General features: G+C 67.7%; 15 protein-coding genes, 1 tRNA gene and 1 other RNA gene. 5 read left to right on the forward strand and 12 right to left on the reverse strand.

The genetic code is table 11. From position 1 onward, the window contains the following. The first annotated feature begins 3 nt into the window (after positions 1-3). From ACJQWM_RS06385 to ACJQWM_RS06395, 3 genes are read left to right on the forward strand one after another with little or no spacing between them, the layout of a single operon-like run. The gene (locus ACJQWM_RS06385; RefSeq protein WP_411306734.1) at positions 4-981 is read left to right on the forward strand and encodes a DUF58 domain-containing protein; all 978 of its coding nucleotides are present in this window, start codon (positions 4-6) and stop codon (positions 979-981) included. Next, complete coding sequence (locus ACJQWM_RS06390) at positions 974-3,004, forward strand: transglutaminase TgpA family protein (protein ID WP_332704495.1); 2,031 nt, start codon at positions 974-976, stop codon at positions 3,002-3,004. The genes ACJQWM_RS06385 and ACJQWM_RS06390 overlap by 8 nt, the downstream gene beginning before the upstream one ends. Then, a complete protein-coding gene (locus ACJQWM_RS06395; RefSeq protein ID WP_332704497.1) occupies positions 3,001-3,486 on the forward strand; it encodes a Slp family lipoprotein in 486 nt (161 codons plus the stop codon). The genes ACJQWM_RS06390 and ACJQWM_RS06395 overlap by 4 nt, the downstream gene beginning before the upstream one ends. Before the next feature lie 2 nt (positions 3,487-3,488). Here ACJQWM_RS06395 and ACJQWM_RS06400 read toward each other — a convergent pair whose 3' ends face one another. From ACJQWM_RS06400 to dnaX, 6 genes are all read right to left on the reverse strand, one after another. Next, positions 3,489-4,418: a hypothetical protein gene (locus ACJQWM_RS06400; protein ID WP_411306722.1), complete on the reverse strand. Its 930-nt coding sequence runs from the start codon at positions 4,416-4,418 to the stop codon at positions 3,489-3,491. A 59-nt stretch (positions 4,419-4,477) separates the two neighbouring features. Next, positions 4,478-5,059 carry a hypothetical protein gene (locus tag ACJQWM_RS06405; protein WP_332704502.1) on the reverse strand — a complete coding sequence of 194 codons (582 nt, stop codon included), beginning with the start codon at positions 5,057-5,059 and terminating at the stop codon, positions 4,478-4,480. A 726-nt stretch (positions 5,060-5,785) separates the two neighbouring features. Then, a complete protein-coding gene (locus ACJQWM_RS06410; protein WP_332704504.1) occupies positions 5,786-6,136 on the reverse strand; it encodes a histidine triad nucleotide-binding protein in 351 nt (116 codons plus the stop codon). Positions 6,137-6,329: 193 nt separating this feature from the next. After that, positions 6,330-6,926: a recombination mediator RecR gene (gene recR, locus ACJQWM_RS06415; RefSeq protein WP_332704506.1), complete on the reverse strand. Its 597-nt coding sequence runs from the start codon at positions 6,924-6,926 to the stop codon at positions 6,330-6,332. A gap of 16 nt (positions 6,927-6,942) precedes the next feature. Continuing rightward, on the reverse strand, positions 6,943-7,263 hold the full coding sequence (locus tag ACJQWM_RS06420) for a YbaB/EbfC family nucleoid-associated protein (protein WP_332704508.1): 321 nt from the start codon (positions 7,261-7,263) through the stop codon (positions 6,943-6,945). Between the two features lie 95 nt (positions 7,264-7,358). Further along, complete coding sequence (dnaX, locus tag ACJQWM_RS06425; RefSeq protein ID WP_411306723.1) at positions 7,359-9,119, reverse strand: DNA polymerase III subunit gamma/tau; 1,761 nt, start codon at positions 9,117-9,119, stop codon at positions 7,359-7,361. A gap of 246 nt (positions 9,120-9,365) precedes the next feature. On the opposite strand from dnaX, the gene ACJQWM_RS06430 reads away from it, so the two are divergent. Next, positions 9,366-9,458: transfer RNA gene (locus ACJQWM_RS06430), tRNA-Ser, on the forward strand. A 25-nt stretch (positions 9,459-9,483) separates the two neighbouring features. After that, positions 9,484-9,580, forward strand: an RNA gene (ffs, locus tag ACJQWM_RS06435) — signal recognition particle sRNA small type. Positions 9,581-9,726: 146 nt separating this feature from the next. Here ffs and ACJQWM_RS06440 read toward each other — a convergent pair. The 6 genes from ACJQWM_RS06440 to ACJQWM_RS06465 form a co-directional block, all read right to left on the reverse strand. Next, positions 9,727-10,146: a molybdenum cofactor biosynthesis protein MoaE gene (locus tag ACJQWM_RS06440; protein WP_411306735.1), complete on the reverse strand. Its 420-nt coding sequence runs from the start codon at positions 10,144-10,146 to the stop codon at positions 9,727-9,729. 62 nt (positions 10,147-10,208) lie between these two features. Further along, complete coding sequence (locus tag ACJQWM_RS06445; RefSeq protein ID WP_332704514.1) at positions 10,209-10,463, reverse strand: MoaD/ThiS family protein; 255 nt, start codon at positions 10,461-10,463, stop codon at positions 10,209-10,211. Next, positions 10,463-11,056 carry a cyclic pyranopterin monophosphate synthase MoaC gene (gene moaC / locus ACJQWM_RS06450; RefSeq protein WP_411306724.1) on the reverse strand — a complete coding sequence of 198 codons (594 nt, stop codon included), beginning with the start codon at positions 11,054-11,056 and terminating at the stop codon, positions 10,463-10,465. The genes ACJQWM_RS06445 and moaC overlap by 1 nt, the downstream gene beginning before the upstream one ends. Positions 11,057-11,109: 53 nt before the next feature. After that, a complete protein-coding gene (moaA, locus tag ACJQWM_RS06455; RefSeq protein ID WP_332704516.1) occupies positions 11,110-12,147 on the reverse strand; it encodes a GTP 3',8-cyclase MoaA in 1,038 nt (345 codons plus the stop codon). After that, positions 12,147-12,902, reverse strand: coding sequence for an MBL fold metallo-hydrolase (locus ACJQWM_RS06460; protein WP_332704518.1), 756 nt, complete (start codon positions 12,900-12,902; stop codon positions 12,147-12,149). Before ACJQWM_RS06460 ends, moaA begins: the two co-directional genes overlap by 1 nt. A gap of 51 nt (positions 12,903-12,953) precedes the next feature. Beyond that, a complete protein-coding gene (locus ACJQWM_RS06465) occupies positions 12,954-13,703 on the reverse strand; it encodes a 3-deoxy-D-manno-octulosonic acid kinase (RefSeq protein ID WP_332704520.1) in 750 nt (249 codons plus the stop codon). Positions 13,704-13,724: the final 21 nt, after the last annotated feature.

Raw genomic sequence — 13,724 nt, forward strand, 5'->3', positions numbered from 1 at the left:
ATGATCGCCGCAAACGCAATGCGGCTGCGCCAGCACCTGCTGCGGTGGGCGCATCCGCGCCAGCCCGAAGCCCTGCCGGCGCGGTTCGACCGACACCGCGTATACGTGCTGCCGACCGGATTCGGCCTGTTCTATGCGTTCCTGCTGGGCGCGATGCTGGTCGGCGCGCTGAACTACAACAACAATCCGGCGCTGCTGCTGGCGCTGCTGCTGGCCGGCGCCGGGCTGGCCAGCCTGATCGCCGCGCAGCTGCAACTGAGCGGACTGGCGGTGATCGCGATCGATGCCGAACCGGTCGCCGCCGGTTCGCCGTTGCTGGTGCGGGTGCACGCGCAGGCGCCGAGTGCACGGATCCGGCGCGGCCTGCAGGTCGACCTCAACGCCAGCACCGGCACCGGCATCGACACCGGCGCCACCGTGCTCGACCTCGAGCGTGGCCGTGGCGAGGCCGGCATCAGCCTGCAGACGCAGCAGCGCGGCTGGCTGGACGTGCCGCGGCTGCGCATTTCCACCACCCGTCCGCTCGGGCTGGCGCGCGCATGCGCGTACGTCTGGCCGGAGATGCCCCTGTTGATCTACCCCGCGCCCGAGCCGCAGGGGCCGCCGCTGCCGATCGGCGCGGGCGACCATGTACAGCGCCGGCTGCACCCCAGCGGCGACGACGTCCACCACCTGCGCGGCTACCGCACCGGCGATTCGCGCCGCGCGATCGCCTGGAAGGCCTCCGCGCGCCGCGGTGGCCTGCTGGTGCGCGAGTACGAGCAGCCGCTCGGCGCCGAGGTGGTGCTGGACTGGCGCGAGACCCACGGCCTGGCCTACGAGGCGCGCATCGCGCGGCTGGCGCGGTGGGTCGACGAGGCCGAACGCGACGGCCGGCGCTATCGGCTGAACCTGCCCGCGCACCCGGCGCTCGGCCCGGACCAGGGCGCGCACCACCGACACGTCTGCCTACGCGCACTGGCGCTGTTGCCGCATGGCTGAGGTGCTCGCCCGCGGCCTGCGCCTCACCCTGGATGCGACCAGCCGCCGCTGGGCACTGGCGGCCGCCGGCGCGTGCGTGCTGCCGCTGCTGCTGCAGTTGCCGCCGGCGCTGAGCGGCGTGATCCTGGCAACTGCGCTGACCGTCACCGCACTGGCCTGGCGGCGACCTCTGCCCGGTTGGCTGCGACTGCTCGTGGCGCTGGCGCTGGTCGGCATCGTGCTGAGCCTGACCGGCTTCTCGGTCGGCCGCGATACCGGCTGCGCCCTGCTGGCGGCGATGCTGGCGGCCAAACCCGCCGAAACCTTCACCCTGCGCGATGCCCGCAGCCTGGTCGGCTTCGCCCTGTTCGCGCCATTCGGGGCGTTCCTGCTGGACCAGGGACCGCTGACGCTGGTGCTCGGCCTGGGCGCGGCGGTGCTGGCGCTGGCGGCGCTGCAGCGGCTGGTCGAATCGACCACCGGCGAGCCGGTCAACGCGCTGGCGATGCGCCATCGCCTGGCCGGGATCGGGCGCCTGCTGGCCATCGGACTGCCGCTGGCGCTGGCCGCATTCTGGTTGGTCCCGCGGCTCAGCACGCCATTGTGGGGCGTGCCCGAGCGCGCGCTGGCGCGGCCGGGGCTGTCAGACACCATGGCGCCGGGCGAATGGGTCGACCTGATGACCGACGATTCGCCGGCGCTGCGGGTCCGGTTCTTCGGCGATAGCCCGGCGAGATCGCAGATGTACTGGCGCGGTCCGGTGCTGTGGGATTTCGACGGGCGCACCTGGACCCAGCCGCGCTGGTTCCGCAACCTTCCGCCGGCGCCGGTGCAGCCCTCGGCGGTGCGCTGGGACTACGAAATGGAGGTCGAGCCGACCGAGCAGCGCCAACTGGTCGCGCTGGACCTGCCGCTGGCCGCGCCGGAGGGCGCCCGGCTGTCGCTCGACCACGGGCTGTACACGCGCCGGCCGATGAACGCGGTCACCCGCTGGCGCCTGCAGTCCTCACCGCCCCTCGCCTACGCGCCCGAACTGGGGCAAGTGCTGCGGCGCGCCGCGCTGGAGCTGCCGGCCGGCTACAACCCGCGCACGCTGGCGCTGGGGCGGCAGTGGCGCGCCGATGCCGGCACCAATGACGCCGCCATCGTCGAGCGGGCGATGCGGTGGGTCCGGCGCGAGTTCGTCTACACCCTGACCACACCGCTGCTCGGCCGCCACGCGGTCGACGAGTTCTTGTTCGACTACCAGGCCGGGTTCTGCGAGCACTACAGCTCGGCGTTCGTCGTGTTGATGCGCGCGGCCGGCATCCCCGCGCGTGTGGTGACCGGCTATGCCGGCGGCTACCGCAACCGGATCGGCGATTACTGGCTGGTGCGGCGCTCCGACGCGCACGCCTGGGCCGAGGTCTGGCTCGACGGACCGGGGTGGGTGCGGGTCGATCCGACCGCGGCGGTCGCGCCGGAGCGCATCTACGACACCCTGGCCGATCGTGCACCGGGCTCCGGTGGCTGGTTCGGCGACGGTGTGTTCGGCGACGTCCGGCTGGCGCCGATGCTCGACATGAGCGACTGGCTGCGGCGCGGCTGGAATGATTTCGTGCTCGGCTTCGACGCCCGCCGTCAGCAGCGGCTGCTGCAGCCGTTGGGCATCGAGCATCTCGAGCCGGCGCGGCTGGTCGCGCTGTTCTCGCTGTGCGCGGCGCTGGCGTTGCTGTGGATGGCATGGCTCAGCCAGCGTGGCGAGCGCGAGCGCGATCCGGTCCTGCGCGCCTGGCGACGCTTGAACCGCCGCTACGCGCGGCTCGGGCTGATGCGCGAGCCGCACGAGTCTGCCAGCGACTGGGCTGAACGCGTCGCCCGCGCCCGGCCGGACCTCGCCGCCGAGCTGCGCACGCTCACCCGGCGTTTCAGCGATTGGCGCTACGCTCGCGATCAGGCGGGGCGACGCAGCGCCCGCGAACTGCTCGCTGCGCTCCGCCAGCATCGCCCCGCACCGGAGTTTCCCCGCCCGGTTCGTTTCCGTCGCAACGGAGGTCGCCCATGAACACCCGATTGGTCCTACTCGCCCTCGCCAGCGCCCTGCTAGCCGCGTGCGCCTCTCAGCCGCAGCCGCTGCAGGGCGAATTCGCCCAGATCAGCCCGCGCGACGCCGCCGAAACCGACCGCACCGGCGCGATGGTGCGCTGGGGTGGGCGCATCGTGCAGGTCGAGCCGCAGGACAACCGCACCTGCTTCGAGATGCTGTCGACCGACCTCAACCTGTACGCGCGGCCCTACTGGGCCACCGACGACGTCGGCGGCCGCTTCATCGCCTGCCGCACGGGCTTCTACGACCCGGCGCTGTTCGAGCGCAACCGCGAGGTCACCTTCACCGGCCGCATCACCGGCTACGAGAACCGCCAGATCGGCGGGTACGACTACCGCTTCCCGCAGGTCGAGGCCGACGTGATCTACCTGTGGCCGATCCGCGACCGGGTGGATGTGGTGACCCGCCCGACCCCGTGGCCGTGGTGGGGCTGGTGGTGAGGTCAGCGGATGAGTTTCTCACCGGCGAGCGCCCTGGACCAATAGTCGGCGGGGCTTTCAATCATGCTTTTGCATGCTGAATAAATCTGCTCCACATCCTGGGCGCTCAGGACTTTGCCTGACTCTTTCGGTATCGAGGAGAGTGCGTGATACGCCAACACCTGCCCGACGACGGACGGGCCGTACATCGCGTGAATTTCACGCAGTGCTGCGTCCCCGGTCGCACGCTTCGGCAATGGCGGCAACATGATATCGGGGCGTCCGGAGTGTGCATTGATGGCCGAATCCATGCGTGCGCACTCATCTACTGCGGATGCGACAAGCTCTCCGTTGATCAAGTGGGCTTCAGAGCCTCGCCCGGGCCTGTCGGTCCGTTCATATGCAAACTTGAAATGGACCAGCTCGTGAATGATGTTCGACGTGCCGGAAATCAGGTGGTCTTCGAATTCGGAACCCGCTCCGGCGACCGATACGTAGAATTCGAATTTCGGACTTCGCTTGAAGATCGACTGGTGTACGACATCTATCTCCTGATCCGCCGGAACCAGCACAACGCGGATGGTCGGGCTGAGACTTTCGTCCAGCAAGTCGTATTCTCGGATGATGTTGCTGGCGTTCCTGATCTGCGTTGAAATGACATCGCGATGCTGCACCACATTCAAGCTGCTTGCACCCGTTATCTCCCAACGCACCGAATCCCGCGCGCTGCCGACATCGAGCTTGTCGAGCGTCTCAAGGTGCAGATCGCCTGACAGCCGCCCCTTGATTCTGGAGTGCGTTCGCAGGCGATAAACATCGAGCGCAGGAACGTATCCGAGACCAAAAGCCGTATACGCGGATGCCTCATCTGCATGCTCGAGAAGCTCGATAGACGGATGTTGCGAATGTGCGCACGCCCCCAAGGCGCCGGCGACGCATACCACCATGGCCAAGTGTGCCGCGAGTCGACCCCGCGGCACACCTGTGCGTGTCGGCATGAGCGTGCTGCGAATCAGTAGGGATCGGTGGGCGGCTGCCAGTCACCACCACCGTCAGACACGTAACCCGTCACGGAGGCGCTCGCAACTTCATCCCCGCCAACATAGGTCTGATTTTCGATGGTGTAGTAACCTTCACGCGGAGGATTCACTACAATGTCCGGAGCGAAAACCGCAAGATTGCCCTGCTCGAGGTGATCGTATTGGGACAACCACTGCTCTACGGCGTTTGCATTGTTGAAGCTGGCCTTGCCCGAGCGCACCGTTGCGTCGAACTGCCTCGCGGCCATAAGCGTGCCAGCAGCGTCCTCAATTGCGATCGTGACTAGGAGTTCCTGATTCGGGATGGATGCATTCTCTCCCGAAATCTGCATGAAGCTTTGCGAGGCCGCGGTCGACATCGTTCCTACGCCGAACCAACCTTGCTGCTGCTCCACTCTTTTCCATAGAATGCTCGCCTTAATGTCGATTAAGTCGAATAGTTTAATATTGATCTGCGTATTCGCTCCCTGTACCTGAAGACCACAGCCACACAAAAAAATAACCGATGCAAGCGCGAAAGCTTTGCTGATATTGGATAAGGTACGTCGTTCCATGTGTAAGTCCTTTTTCCCGTGGGAAAGTGCTGGCTCGCAGCGTCGTTCATCCAACCTCGTTCAAGGGAACTCGAAAAACCTATGAATGTCAGACAAAAACTGTCGCTCTGAGCGCAGCGAGGAACCTGTTTTGGCGCATCTTGGCTCAAAAGTAGATTCTTCGCTGCGCTCAGAATGACCCTTGGAGGCTTCTCCAGGCACCCTCGAGTGAGACACGCTACCCCCCCCCTGCGAATGGTGTCAACGTAGCAGCTGCCAACGACCTCATAAACAAAAGTTGAGCAACTTTGACTATCCGCTTACCTCGCGTCGCCGCGGGCGTGGTTAGCTCTGACCGTACGCGATCCCGCCAACGTGACGAGGCGCCGGCATCATGGCCGTGGTGGGGGTGGTGGCAGCCCCGACTGACGCGTGAGTCCGGCGGCGGCACCGCGCAGTCGCTTCACTGCGCTAGCTCTGAGGAGGTAAGAAAGGCAGGAGAACGCGCTCTGCGTGGTCATGGCGGGGCTGGTGGCAAGACCTCGCGATGCAGAGAAGCGCCGGGGTTCGCTGGCGCTTTTTTGCAGGGCATTCCGATCGCCCCGACTCCGCTTTTGCCCCCTTTGGAAAGGGGGTTGGGGGATTTGCTCTTGATCGGCGCTCAGCAACAGCAACAGCAAATCCTCCCCAACCCTCCTTTTTCAAAGGAGGGACCTCAGTACGGAAGGAGTGAGTTGCAGTCTGGGCTTACTTTGACGTGCCGAACCGCCCCAACGGTGCGCCGGCGAGCAGGTGCAGGTGGATCTGGAACACGGTCTGGCCGCCGTGCTCGTTGCAGTTCATGACGATCCGGTAACCGTCCTCGGCGAAGCCTTCCTGCTTGGCGAAATCCGCCGCCGCCACCGCCAGCCGGCCGACGATCTCGGCGTGTGCCGGCGTGAGGTCGTTGAGCCGCGCGATTGGCGTCTTCGGCACGAACAGCACGTGCACCGGCGCCTGCGGCGCGATGTCGCGGAAGCCGATCAGGTGCTCGTCCTCGAAGACGATGTCGGCCGGGATCTCGCGGCGGATGATCCTGTCGAAGATGGTGTCGCTCATGGGGTGTGCCCTGCAGGTCGTGTTGGTTGCGAAGTTAAGTGCGGGAATGAAGAGCGGGAGTGAAAAAGCCCCTCCCGCTTCACCATTCCCAGCTCCAGGGAACGGGGCTTCTGCGCTGCCCGACCGCATCGCGGCCCGGAATCGCTAACGCTCTCTCCGTTCCCTGTTCCCCGTTCCCGCTTCACCACCCGCTCTAACCCGGCATCTCGCTGCGCGAGCCGAATGCATGCGACAGGGTGCCGCGGTCGACGTACTCCAGCTCGCCGCCCAGCGGCACGCCGTGCGTCGGCCGGCTCGGCCGTACCCCGTGCTGGCGCGCGAGCTGCGCCAGGTAATGCGCGGTGGCCTCGCCTTCCACGGTCGGGTTGGTGGCGATGATCAGTTCCTCCACCTCGCCTTCGGCCAGGCGTGCGGCCAGGCGGTCGAGCCCGAGCTCGCGCGGGCCGATGCCGTCCAGCGGACTCAGCCGCCCCTGCAGCACGTAGTACAGCCCGCGATAGCCGGTGGCCTGCTCGATCGCCAGGCGGTCGGCCGGCGATTCCACCGCGCACAGCTGATGGGCATCGCGCGAGGCGCTGGCGCAGGTCGCGCAGACCTCGGTCTCGCTGAAGTCGCGGCAGCGCGCGCAATGGCCGATCTTCTCGACTGCTTCGGCCAGTGCGTCCGACAGGCGCTGTCCACCCGCGCGCTCGCGTTCGAGCACGTGGTAGGCCATGCGTTGCGCGGATTTCTGGCCGACCCCGGGCAGCACGCGGAAGGCGTCGATCAGTTGTTCCAGCAGCGAGCTCATCGACAGAGAGCGCGCATCAGAACGGCATCTTCATCCCGGGCGGCAGCTGCATGCCCGCCGTCGCCGCGCCCATCTTGTCCTGGGAGGCGGTATTGGCCTTGTTGACCGCGTCGTTGAACGCCGCAGCGATCAGGTCCTCGGCCATTTCCGGGTCCGACAGCACGCTGGGGTCGATGCGCACCTTGCGGCACTCCATGCGGCCGGTCAGGGTGATGTTGACCATGCCGCCGCCGGCATTGCCGGTGACCTCGAGCTGGCCGAGTTCTTCCTGCGCACGCTGCATGTCTTCCTGCATCTTCTGCGCTTGCTGCATGAGTTGGGCGATGTTTCCGCGCATGTCCTCTACCTTTGCGTTGGGCGGGACGGGTCCGTCCCGGGTCGGATGACGGCCGCTGGCGAAGCGGCAACGTGAAAATGGATTTCGCGCCGGACTCAGTGTGGCTCGTCGAGCGGCCGGATCGAGTCCGGCACGAGCCGGGCGCCGTGTTGCGAGATCAGCCGCTGCACGTCCGGATCGCTCATGAATGCCGCTTCGGCCGCACTTTGCCGCTCGTCGCGCGCACGCTCGTTGCGCGCGCTGAGCGACTCCACCGGCTGCGCCGCCGACTCGAAGCGGATCTGCGGCGCGCTGCCCAGTACCGGCGCCAGCGCGTCGGCCACCCTCTGGACCAGCGGCGCGGCGCGCAGATGCTCGTCGGTTGCGGGCAGGCTCAGGCTGAGCACGCCGTCGGCATAGCCGATGAAACCGGCGTGCTCGGCGAGCAGGCGCGCCGGGCCCTTGAGCCCGCTGGCGGCAATCAGGTCGTGCCAATCGTCGGCGTCGGCAATGGTCATCGCGCCGGCGGCGTCATTGGCAAACGAGGCTGCCGCTCGCGGCTCGCGCACGGCTGCAGCGGGAATGACCGGTGCGGTGGGTGCAAGTGGCGGTTCGCTCGTAAAAACGGCGGGTGCGGCAGGTTCGGACGGCGGAGCGGTCTCTGGGGTGGCGCTCGGCGCCGCTTCGACCGCAGCAGCAGGCGCCGCAGCCGTACGCGCGGCCTCACTGCGTCCCCCGCCTGCCGCGCGCGCGGCAGGCGGGGAAGCGGCCGCTGCCTCGTCATTGCCGGCCGGCCGGAACGCCAGCATCCGCAGCACGCTCATCTCGAAACCGGCGCGCGGGCTCGGTGCCAGCGGGATGTCGCGACGGCCGTTGATCGCCATCTGGTACCACAGCTGCACCACTTCCGGCCGCAACCTGCCGGCCAGGTCCTCGATATCGATGCTATCGGCCTCAATGGCGATCTCGGGCACCAGTTGCCGCACCTGCACCCGATGCAGTGCATCGGCCAGCGCGTCGAGCACGCTGCCCCAGTCCGGCGAGAACTCCGCCAGCGATTCGACCTCGCCCAGCAGGGCCTCGCCGTGGCCATCGGCCAGCGCCTGCAGCAGCGCGCCGACGCGGGTGCGGTCGACCGAACCGAGCATCGCCGCGACCGCGGCGTCGGCCAGCACGCCGCCGCTGCCGGCCCCGGTGTAGGCAATCGCCTGGTCCAGCAGCGACAGCCCGTCGCGCAGGCTACCATCGGCGGCACGGCTGAGCTGGCGGATCGCATCGGGCTCGGCAGCGATGTCCTCGGCTTCCAGGATCTTGCTGATCTGGCCGCTGATCTGCGCCTCGTCCAGGCGCTTGAGGTTGAACTGCAGGCAACGCGAGAGCACCGTCACCGGCAGCTTCTGCGGATCGGTGGTCGCCAGCAGGAACTTCACGTGCGCCGGCGGCTCCTCGAGCGTCTTCAGCAACGCATTGAACGCCGGCTTGGAGAGCATGTGCACCTCGTCGATCAGGTACACCTTCATGCGCCCGCGCGACGGCATGTACTGCGCGTTGTCGATCACCTCGCGCACGTCGTCCACGCCGGTGTTGCTGGCGGCGTCGATTTCGAGCAGGTCGAGGAAGCGGCCGGCGTCGATGTCGCGGCAGGCGCCGCACTCACCGCATGGCTCGGCCGAGGTGCCCTGCTCGCAGTTCAGCGACTTGGCGAAGATGCGCGCGATGGTGGTCTTGCCGACGCCGCGCGTGCCGGTGAACAGGAACGCGTGGTGCACGCGGCCGGAGTCGAGCGCATTGGTCAGCGCACGCACCACGTGCTCCTGCCCGACCAGTTCGGCGAATCGCCGCGGGCGCCACTTTCGGGCTAGGACGAGATAGGACATCGGAGCCTTCGGAAAATCCTGCGTGAACGTGCTTTGGTGCGCCTGTCGGCCCGGTGCCGGCCGCCTGTTGATCGGCGTAGTTGCGGCACCGGCGAGCTCGCCCGCATTGTGCCACGGCCGCCGCCGTGACCTGCGGGCGGCGGCGGCGCGGGGACAGCCGCCGCCCGCGCCGCACCTTGTCGGAAACCCTCGCGGCAGCTAGACTTTGCGGCCCTGAGTGCGGCCGAACGGTGCTGCATCGGGTCCGGAGAGGTGTCCGAGTGGTTGAAGGAGCACGCCTGGAAAGTGTGTAAGCGTCTAAACCGCGCTTCGGGGGTTCGAATCCCCCTCTCTCCGCCAGTTTTTTATTCGTTCTATGGTGGCTCCGTCGGCCCCTCGCGACGCTAGGTCGAAAATCCCGCCAGGGCCGGAAGGCAGCAACGGTATCGATCGACGCGGGTGCCGAGGTCAGCCGGCGGGGTCACCGCCATTTCTGTACTCCGCACAGAAATCCCAAGATTGGCTTTGCCAATCTTAGGCCCCAGGCTGTGCTTCCGATCCCCGCCCCTTCGGGGCGCCCCCTTACCAAGGGGGCTTTCCTCCATACGGGTACGCGGCGGCCGTGAGGTTACGTATCCGGATGCAGCCAGTCGGCCGCGCCATCGGCGTAGCGCTCGTGTTTCCAGATCGGCACACGTGCCTTGACCTCATCGATGACAAAACGGCAGGCGGCGAAGGCGGCATCACGATGCGCGGCGCTCACGCCGACCCAGATCGCCAACTCGCCGATCGCCAGCTCGCCCACGCGATGCACGCAGCGTGCATCCACTATCGCGAACCGCTCCAGCGCCTCGGCCAGGATGCGCTCGCCCTCGGCCTGGGCCAGCGCGGCGTACGCCTGGTAGCGCAGGCCTTGGACGCCCCGGCCGTCGTTGTGGTCGCGTACCCAGCCCTCGAAACCGGCATAAGCGCCGGCACGCGCATCGAGCAAGGCTGCGCGCAGCGGGGCGATCTCGAAGGGTGCTTCGGCGAGGCAAAATCGCTGCATGAGGTGATCGCCAGCGGCGTCGGTGGTGGTGGTGGTTTCCATGACTTCGATGCCGTCGCGGCTCAGCCGCCGCTGACCGGCGGGATGAAGGCAACTTCGCTGCCGGCGCGCACCGGATCGTCCCATCGCGCGAACGCACCGTCGACCGCCACGCGCAGTCGCTCGATCGGCAGCGCAAAACCGTGCCGCCCGCGCAATGCCGCATACAGCCCGCGCAGTTCGCCCTGCGCGGGCAACGACTCGCTCGCGACACCCGCGGCGTCGCGCAGGCTGGCGAAATACAGCACAGTGACCGTGTCCGTCGCAGCACTGTCCATCACACCGATCCCACATCGCGTTTGCCGCCGCGCTTGCCGGTCAGCCGGGCCGGGCCGATCACGATCTTGTGCGACAGCGCCTTGCACATGTCGTAGACGGTCAGCGCGGCGACCGTCGCGCCGGTCAGCGCCTCCATCTCGACCCCGGTGCGATGGGTGGTCTTGACCGCGCATTCGATCCGCAGGCTGCTCCGGCCATCCCAGTCGATCACCAGCGAGCAGCCGTCGATCGGCAGCGGGTGGCAGAACGGGATCAGCTCGTGGGTGCGCTTGACCGCCATGGTCCCGGCAATGATCGCGGTGTCGACGATCCCACCCTTGGCGCTCTTGAGGCCGCTCGCGCGCAGTTGCGTAGCGACCTCAGCCGGAAAACGCACGCGGCATTCAGCACGGGCCTCGCGCACAGTCGCGGGCTTGCCGGATACATCGACCATGGTCGGGCGGCGGTCGGGGTCGAGATGGGTAAGTTTGCTCAATATTTTCTTCACGTCTGGGTCATCGAAATCCGAAAGAATTTGCGTCGTCTCCCCGTCGGCGGAGACGACAGCTGCAAGCGGAAAGCCTCCGTAGGGTGGGCACGCTTTTGTGCCCATCCTCGTCGGCAACGGTGGGCACAAAAAAAACGTGCCCACCCTACGGCAGGTTCTCAGCCGCCGACCAGAAACATCTCGACCTTCTTGCGCGAGCTGCCCGCCTCGGTGCGCAACTCGCTGTAGCGGTCGACCCGCGCAGACCACAGCGCCGCCACATGGTCGGCCACGGCCGCATCACCCTGGGCCAGCAACGGTCGCAGCGGTGTGCCTTCGCCGGAGAACAGGCAGGTGTAGAGCGCACCGTCGGCCGACACGCGGGCGCGGTGGCAATCGCCGCAGAACGGTGCGGTCACCGAGCTGATGAACCCGATCTCGCCGCCGCCGTCCACGAAGGCATAGCGCGACGCCACTTCGCCGCGGTACTGCGGCTGCAGCGACCGCAGGGGCCAGCGCGCGTGGATGCGGGCGTGCAGTTCCGCCGAGGGCACCACGCCTTCGCGGCGCCAGCCGTTGCAGGTACCCACGTCCATGTACTCGATGAAGCGCAGCACGATGCCGCTGCCGCGGAAGTGCTCGACCAACGGCAGCGCCTGATCCTCGTTGACGCCGCGCTGCACCACGCAGTTGAGCTTGATCGAATCAAATCCCGCACGCCTCGCCGCCTCGATGCCGCCCAGCACGTCGGCGATTTCGCCGCGTCCGCCGGTCATCGCGCGGAACAGGACCGGGTCCAGCGCATCAAGGCTGATCGTGATGCGGCCCAGGCCGGCCTCGCGCAATGCCTGTGCCTGCGATGCCAGCAGCGAACCATTGGTGGTCAGCGCGATATCGGCCAACCCCTCGATCGCGGTCAGGCGCCGGACCAGCTGCGGCAGGTGCTTGCGCAGCAGTGGTTCGCCGCCGGTCAGTCGCAGCTTGCTGACGCCGATGCGCACGAAGCCGCGCACCAGCGTCTCGATCTCGCCGAACGACAGCCGCGAAGCCGCATCGAAGCCGTAGTCGTCGGGCACGCGCTCGGCCGGCATGCAGTACGGGCAGCGGAAATTGCAGGCCTCGATCACCGACAGCCGCAGGTCGTGCAGAGGCCGGCCCAGCATGTCACGCGGCGAGGACGCGGCCGGTGGCACTGGAGTTGGATGAAGCGCGCTCATCACCGATTCGACCGCGGTGCGGTCGGCTCGTTCAACGCCAGCGCCTCGCCGGGATGCACGATGCGGCAACCGCGCGCCGCCAGTGCCGCACCGTCCTGGCTGCTGGCGTAGTGGTACAGCACGCAGCGATCGAGCAGTTCGCGCGGATATTCGCGCTCCAGATCCTCGATGCCGCTGTGCGACGGGTTGCCATGCAGCGCGCAGTCGTGCGCGATCACCTCGCCGGCATCGGCGAACTTCGCCAGCACCTCGGGGATCGGGCGGGTATCGCCGGTCCAGACCAGACTGCCGTGCAGGCGCAGGCCGAAGGCGGAGTCGGGCCAGTGATGCCGCGCCGGGAACACCTCCAGCCGCACGCCGTCGTGCCAGAACGCGTCCCCGACCGGGATCACCTGGAACGCGTCCCAGAAATTCCCGCCGCCCTCGGCCAGCGCGTTGGGATAATCACCGACGCGCTGGTGCAGCAGCGCCACCAGTTTCGCTGGCACGTACAGGCGCATCCGGCCGCGCCGCGCCGGGTCGAAATAGGTCTCGACGAACAGGCGCTCGAAACCGCCCACGTGGTCGAGATGGGTGTGGGTCACGAACAGCGCACGCGGGGCCTCGCCGTAGTGCGCGAGATACGCGGTGAGCCCCTCGCCGCCGCAGTCGATCGTCAGCCACGGCGCGCCATCGCGCTCGATCGTCGCCATCGCCGAACCCAGTTCGACCGCCGAGGCATTTCCGACGCCTTGCAGGCGCAATTGCCAACCCATCAATTCATGTCCACATGTGCCGACCCACGCCGGCTCATCAGGGCCGGCCCATCAATAGCCACGTTGCCAGACCCGATCATAGGCCGCGCGCAGTCGCGCGAAATCGCGCTCGACCTCGCCGACCGGCCGTATTCCGCGCAGCTTCAGCAGCGAGCGCTTGAGCCGGATGAGATTGCCCTCCCGCCAGCGCGTGGCGGGGATGCGCACCTCCCCGCGGTCCAGGTCGATCACCCAGCCCTGCCCGGCCGGGTTGAACAGCAGGTTGTGGGCGTTGAGGTCGGCATGGTCGAGCCCGGCGCGATGGGTACGGGCGATCAGCCGTCCGGCCTCCTCCCACGGCGCACCGTCGCCGGCGACCGCGGCGCGATCGGCCAGCGAGCGCACATCGTCGAGCCGCTCCAGCACGATCGCGGCCTGGTAGCGCAGGCCGACGCGCCGGTAGTAGGCGGCGATCGGCCGCGGCACCGGCACGCCCTTCTCAGCCATCGCACGGGTCAGTCGGAATTCGGCGAAACTGCGGGTCTTGTTGGCGCCGTGCCAGAGATAGCGGTCGCGGTTGAGATGGGCCACCAGGCCGCCACGCAGGTAGCGCCGCAGCAGCGCCGGCCCGAACGGCGCATCGACGAACCAGGCGCCCCCGCGGCCGCCGCTTTCCACCGGCCGCGCACGTTCGCCCCAGAACGAAGGCGAGAACCAGTCCGCGCTCGCTTGCCGCACCCGGGTGAGGTCGAACAGAATCGCGCCGTAGCCGCTGTCGTCGCGGAACGGCGTCAGTCCTTCAGCAGCGTCATACCCCGTCATCAACCGGAGTCTAGCAATTCA

The sequence above is a fragment of the Novilysobacter longmucuonensis genome, assembly GCF_046600735.1.
In the GTDB taxonomy this organism is placed as follows: domain Bacteria; phylum Pseudomonadota; class Gammaproteobacteria; order Xanthomonadales; family Xanthomonadaceae; genus Novilysobacter_A; species Novilysobacter_A longmucuonensis.

Bases quoted from the DNA above. Each gene is read 5' to 3' on its own strand.
- moaC (WP_411306724.1), bottom strand. From the start codon at position 11,056: ATGGGCACAAAAGCGTGCCCACCCTACGGAGGCTTTCCGCTTGCAGCT.
- ACJQWM_RS06390 (WP_332704495.1), top strand. From the start codon at position 974: ATGGCTGAGGTGCTCGCCCGCGGCCTGCGCCTCACCCTGGATGCGACC.
- ACJQWM_RS06465 (WP_332704520.1), bottom strand. From the start codon at position 13,703: ATGACGGGGTATGACGCTGCTGAAGGACTGACGCCGTTCCGCGACGAC.
- moaA (WP_332704516.1), bottom strand. From the start codon at position 12,147: ATGAGCGCGCTTCATCCAACTCCAGTGCCACCGGCCGCGTCCTCGCCG.
- ACJQWM_RS06445 (WP_332704514.1), bottom strand. From the start codon at position 10,463: ATGGACAGTGCTGCGACGGACACGGTCACTGTGCTGTATTTCGCCAGC.
- ACJQWM_RS06420 (WP_332704508.1), bottom strand. From the start codon at position 7,263: ATGCGCGGAAACATCGCCCAACTCATGCAGCAAGCGCAGAAGATGCAG.
- dnaX (WP_411306723.1), bottom strand. From the start codon at position 9,119: ATGTCCTATCTCGTCCTAGCCCGAAAGTGGCGCCCGCGGCGATTCGCC.
- ACJQWM_RS06440 (WP_411306735.1), bottom strand. From the start codon at position 10,146: ATGCAGCGATTTTGCCTCGCCGAAGCACCCTTCGAGATCGCCCCGCTG.
- ACJQWM_RS06460 (WP_332704518.1), bottom strand. From the start codon at position 12,902: ATGGGTTGGCAATTGCGCCTGCAAGGCGTCGGAAATGCCTCGGCGGTC.
- ACJQWM_RS06405 (WP_332704502.1), bottom strand. From the start codon at position 5,059: ATGGAACGACGTACCTTATCCAATATCAGCAAAGCTTTCGCGCTTGCA.
- recR (WP_332704506.1), bottom strand. From the start codon at position 6,926: ATGAGCTCGCTGCTGGAACAACTGATCGACGCCTTCCGCGTGCTGCCC.
- ACJQWM_RS06395 (WP_332704497.1), top strand. From the start codon at position 3,001: ATGAACACCCGATTGGTCCTACTCGCCCTCGCCAGCGCCCTGCTAGCC.
- ACJQWM_RS06410 (WP_332704504.1), bottom strand. From the start codon at position 6,136: ATGAGCGACACCATCTTCGACAGGATCATCCGCCGCGAGATCCCGGCC.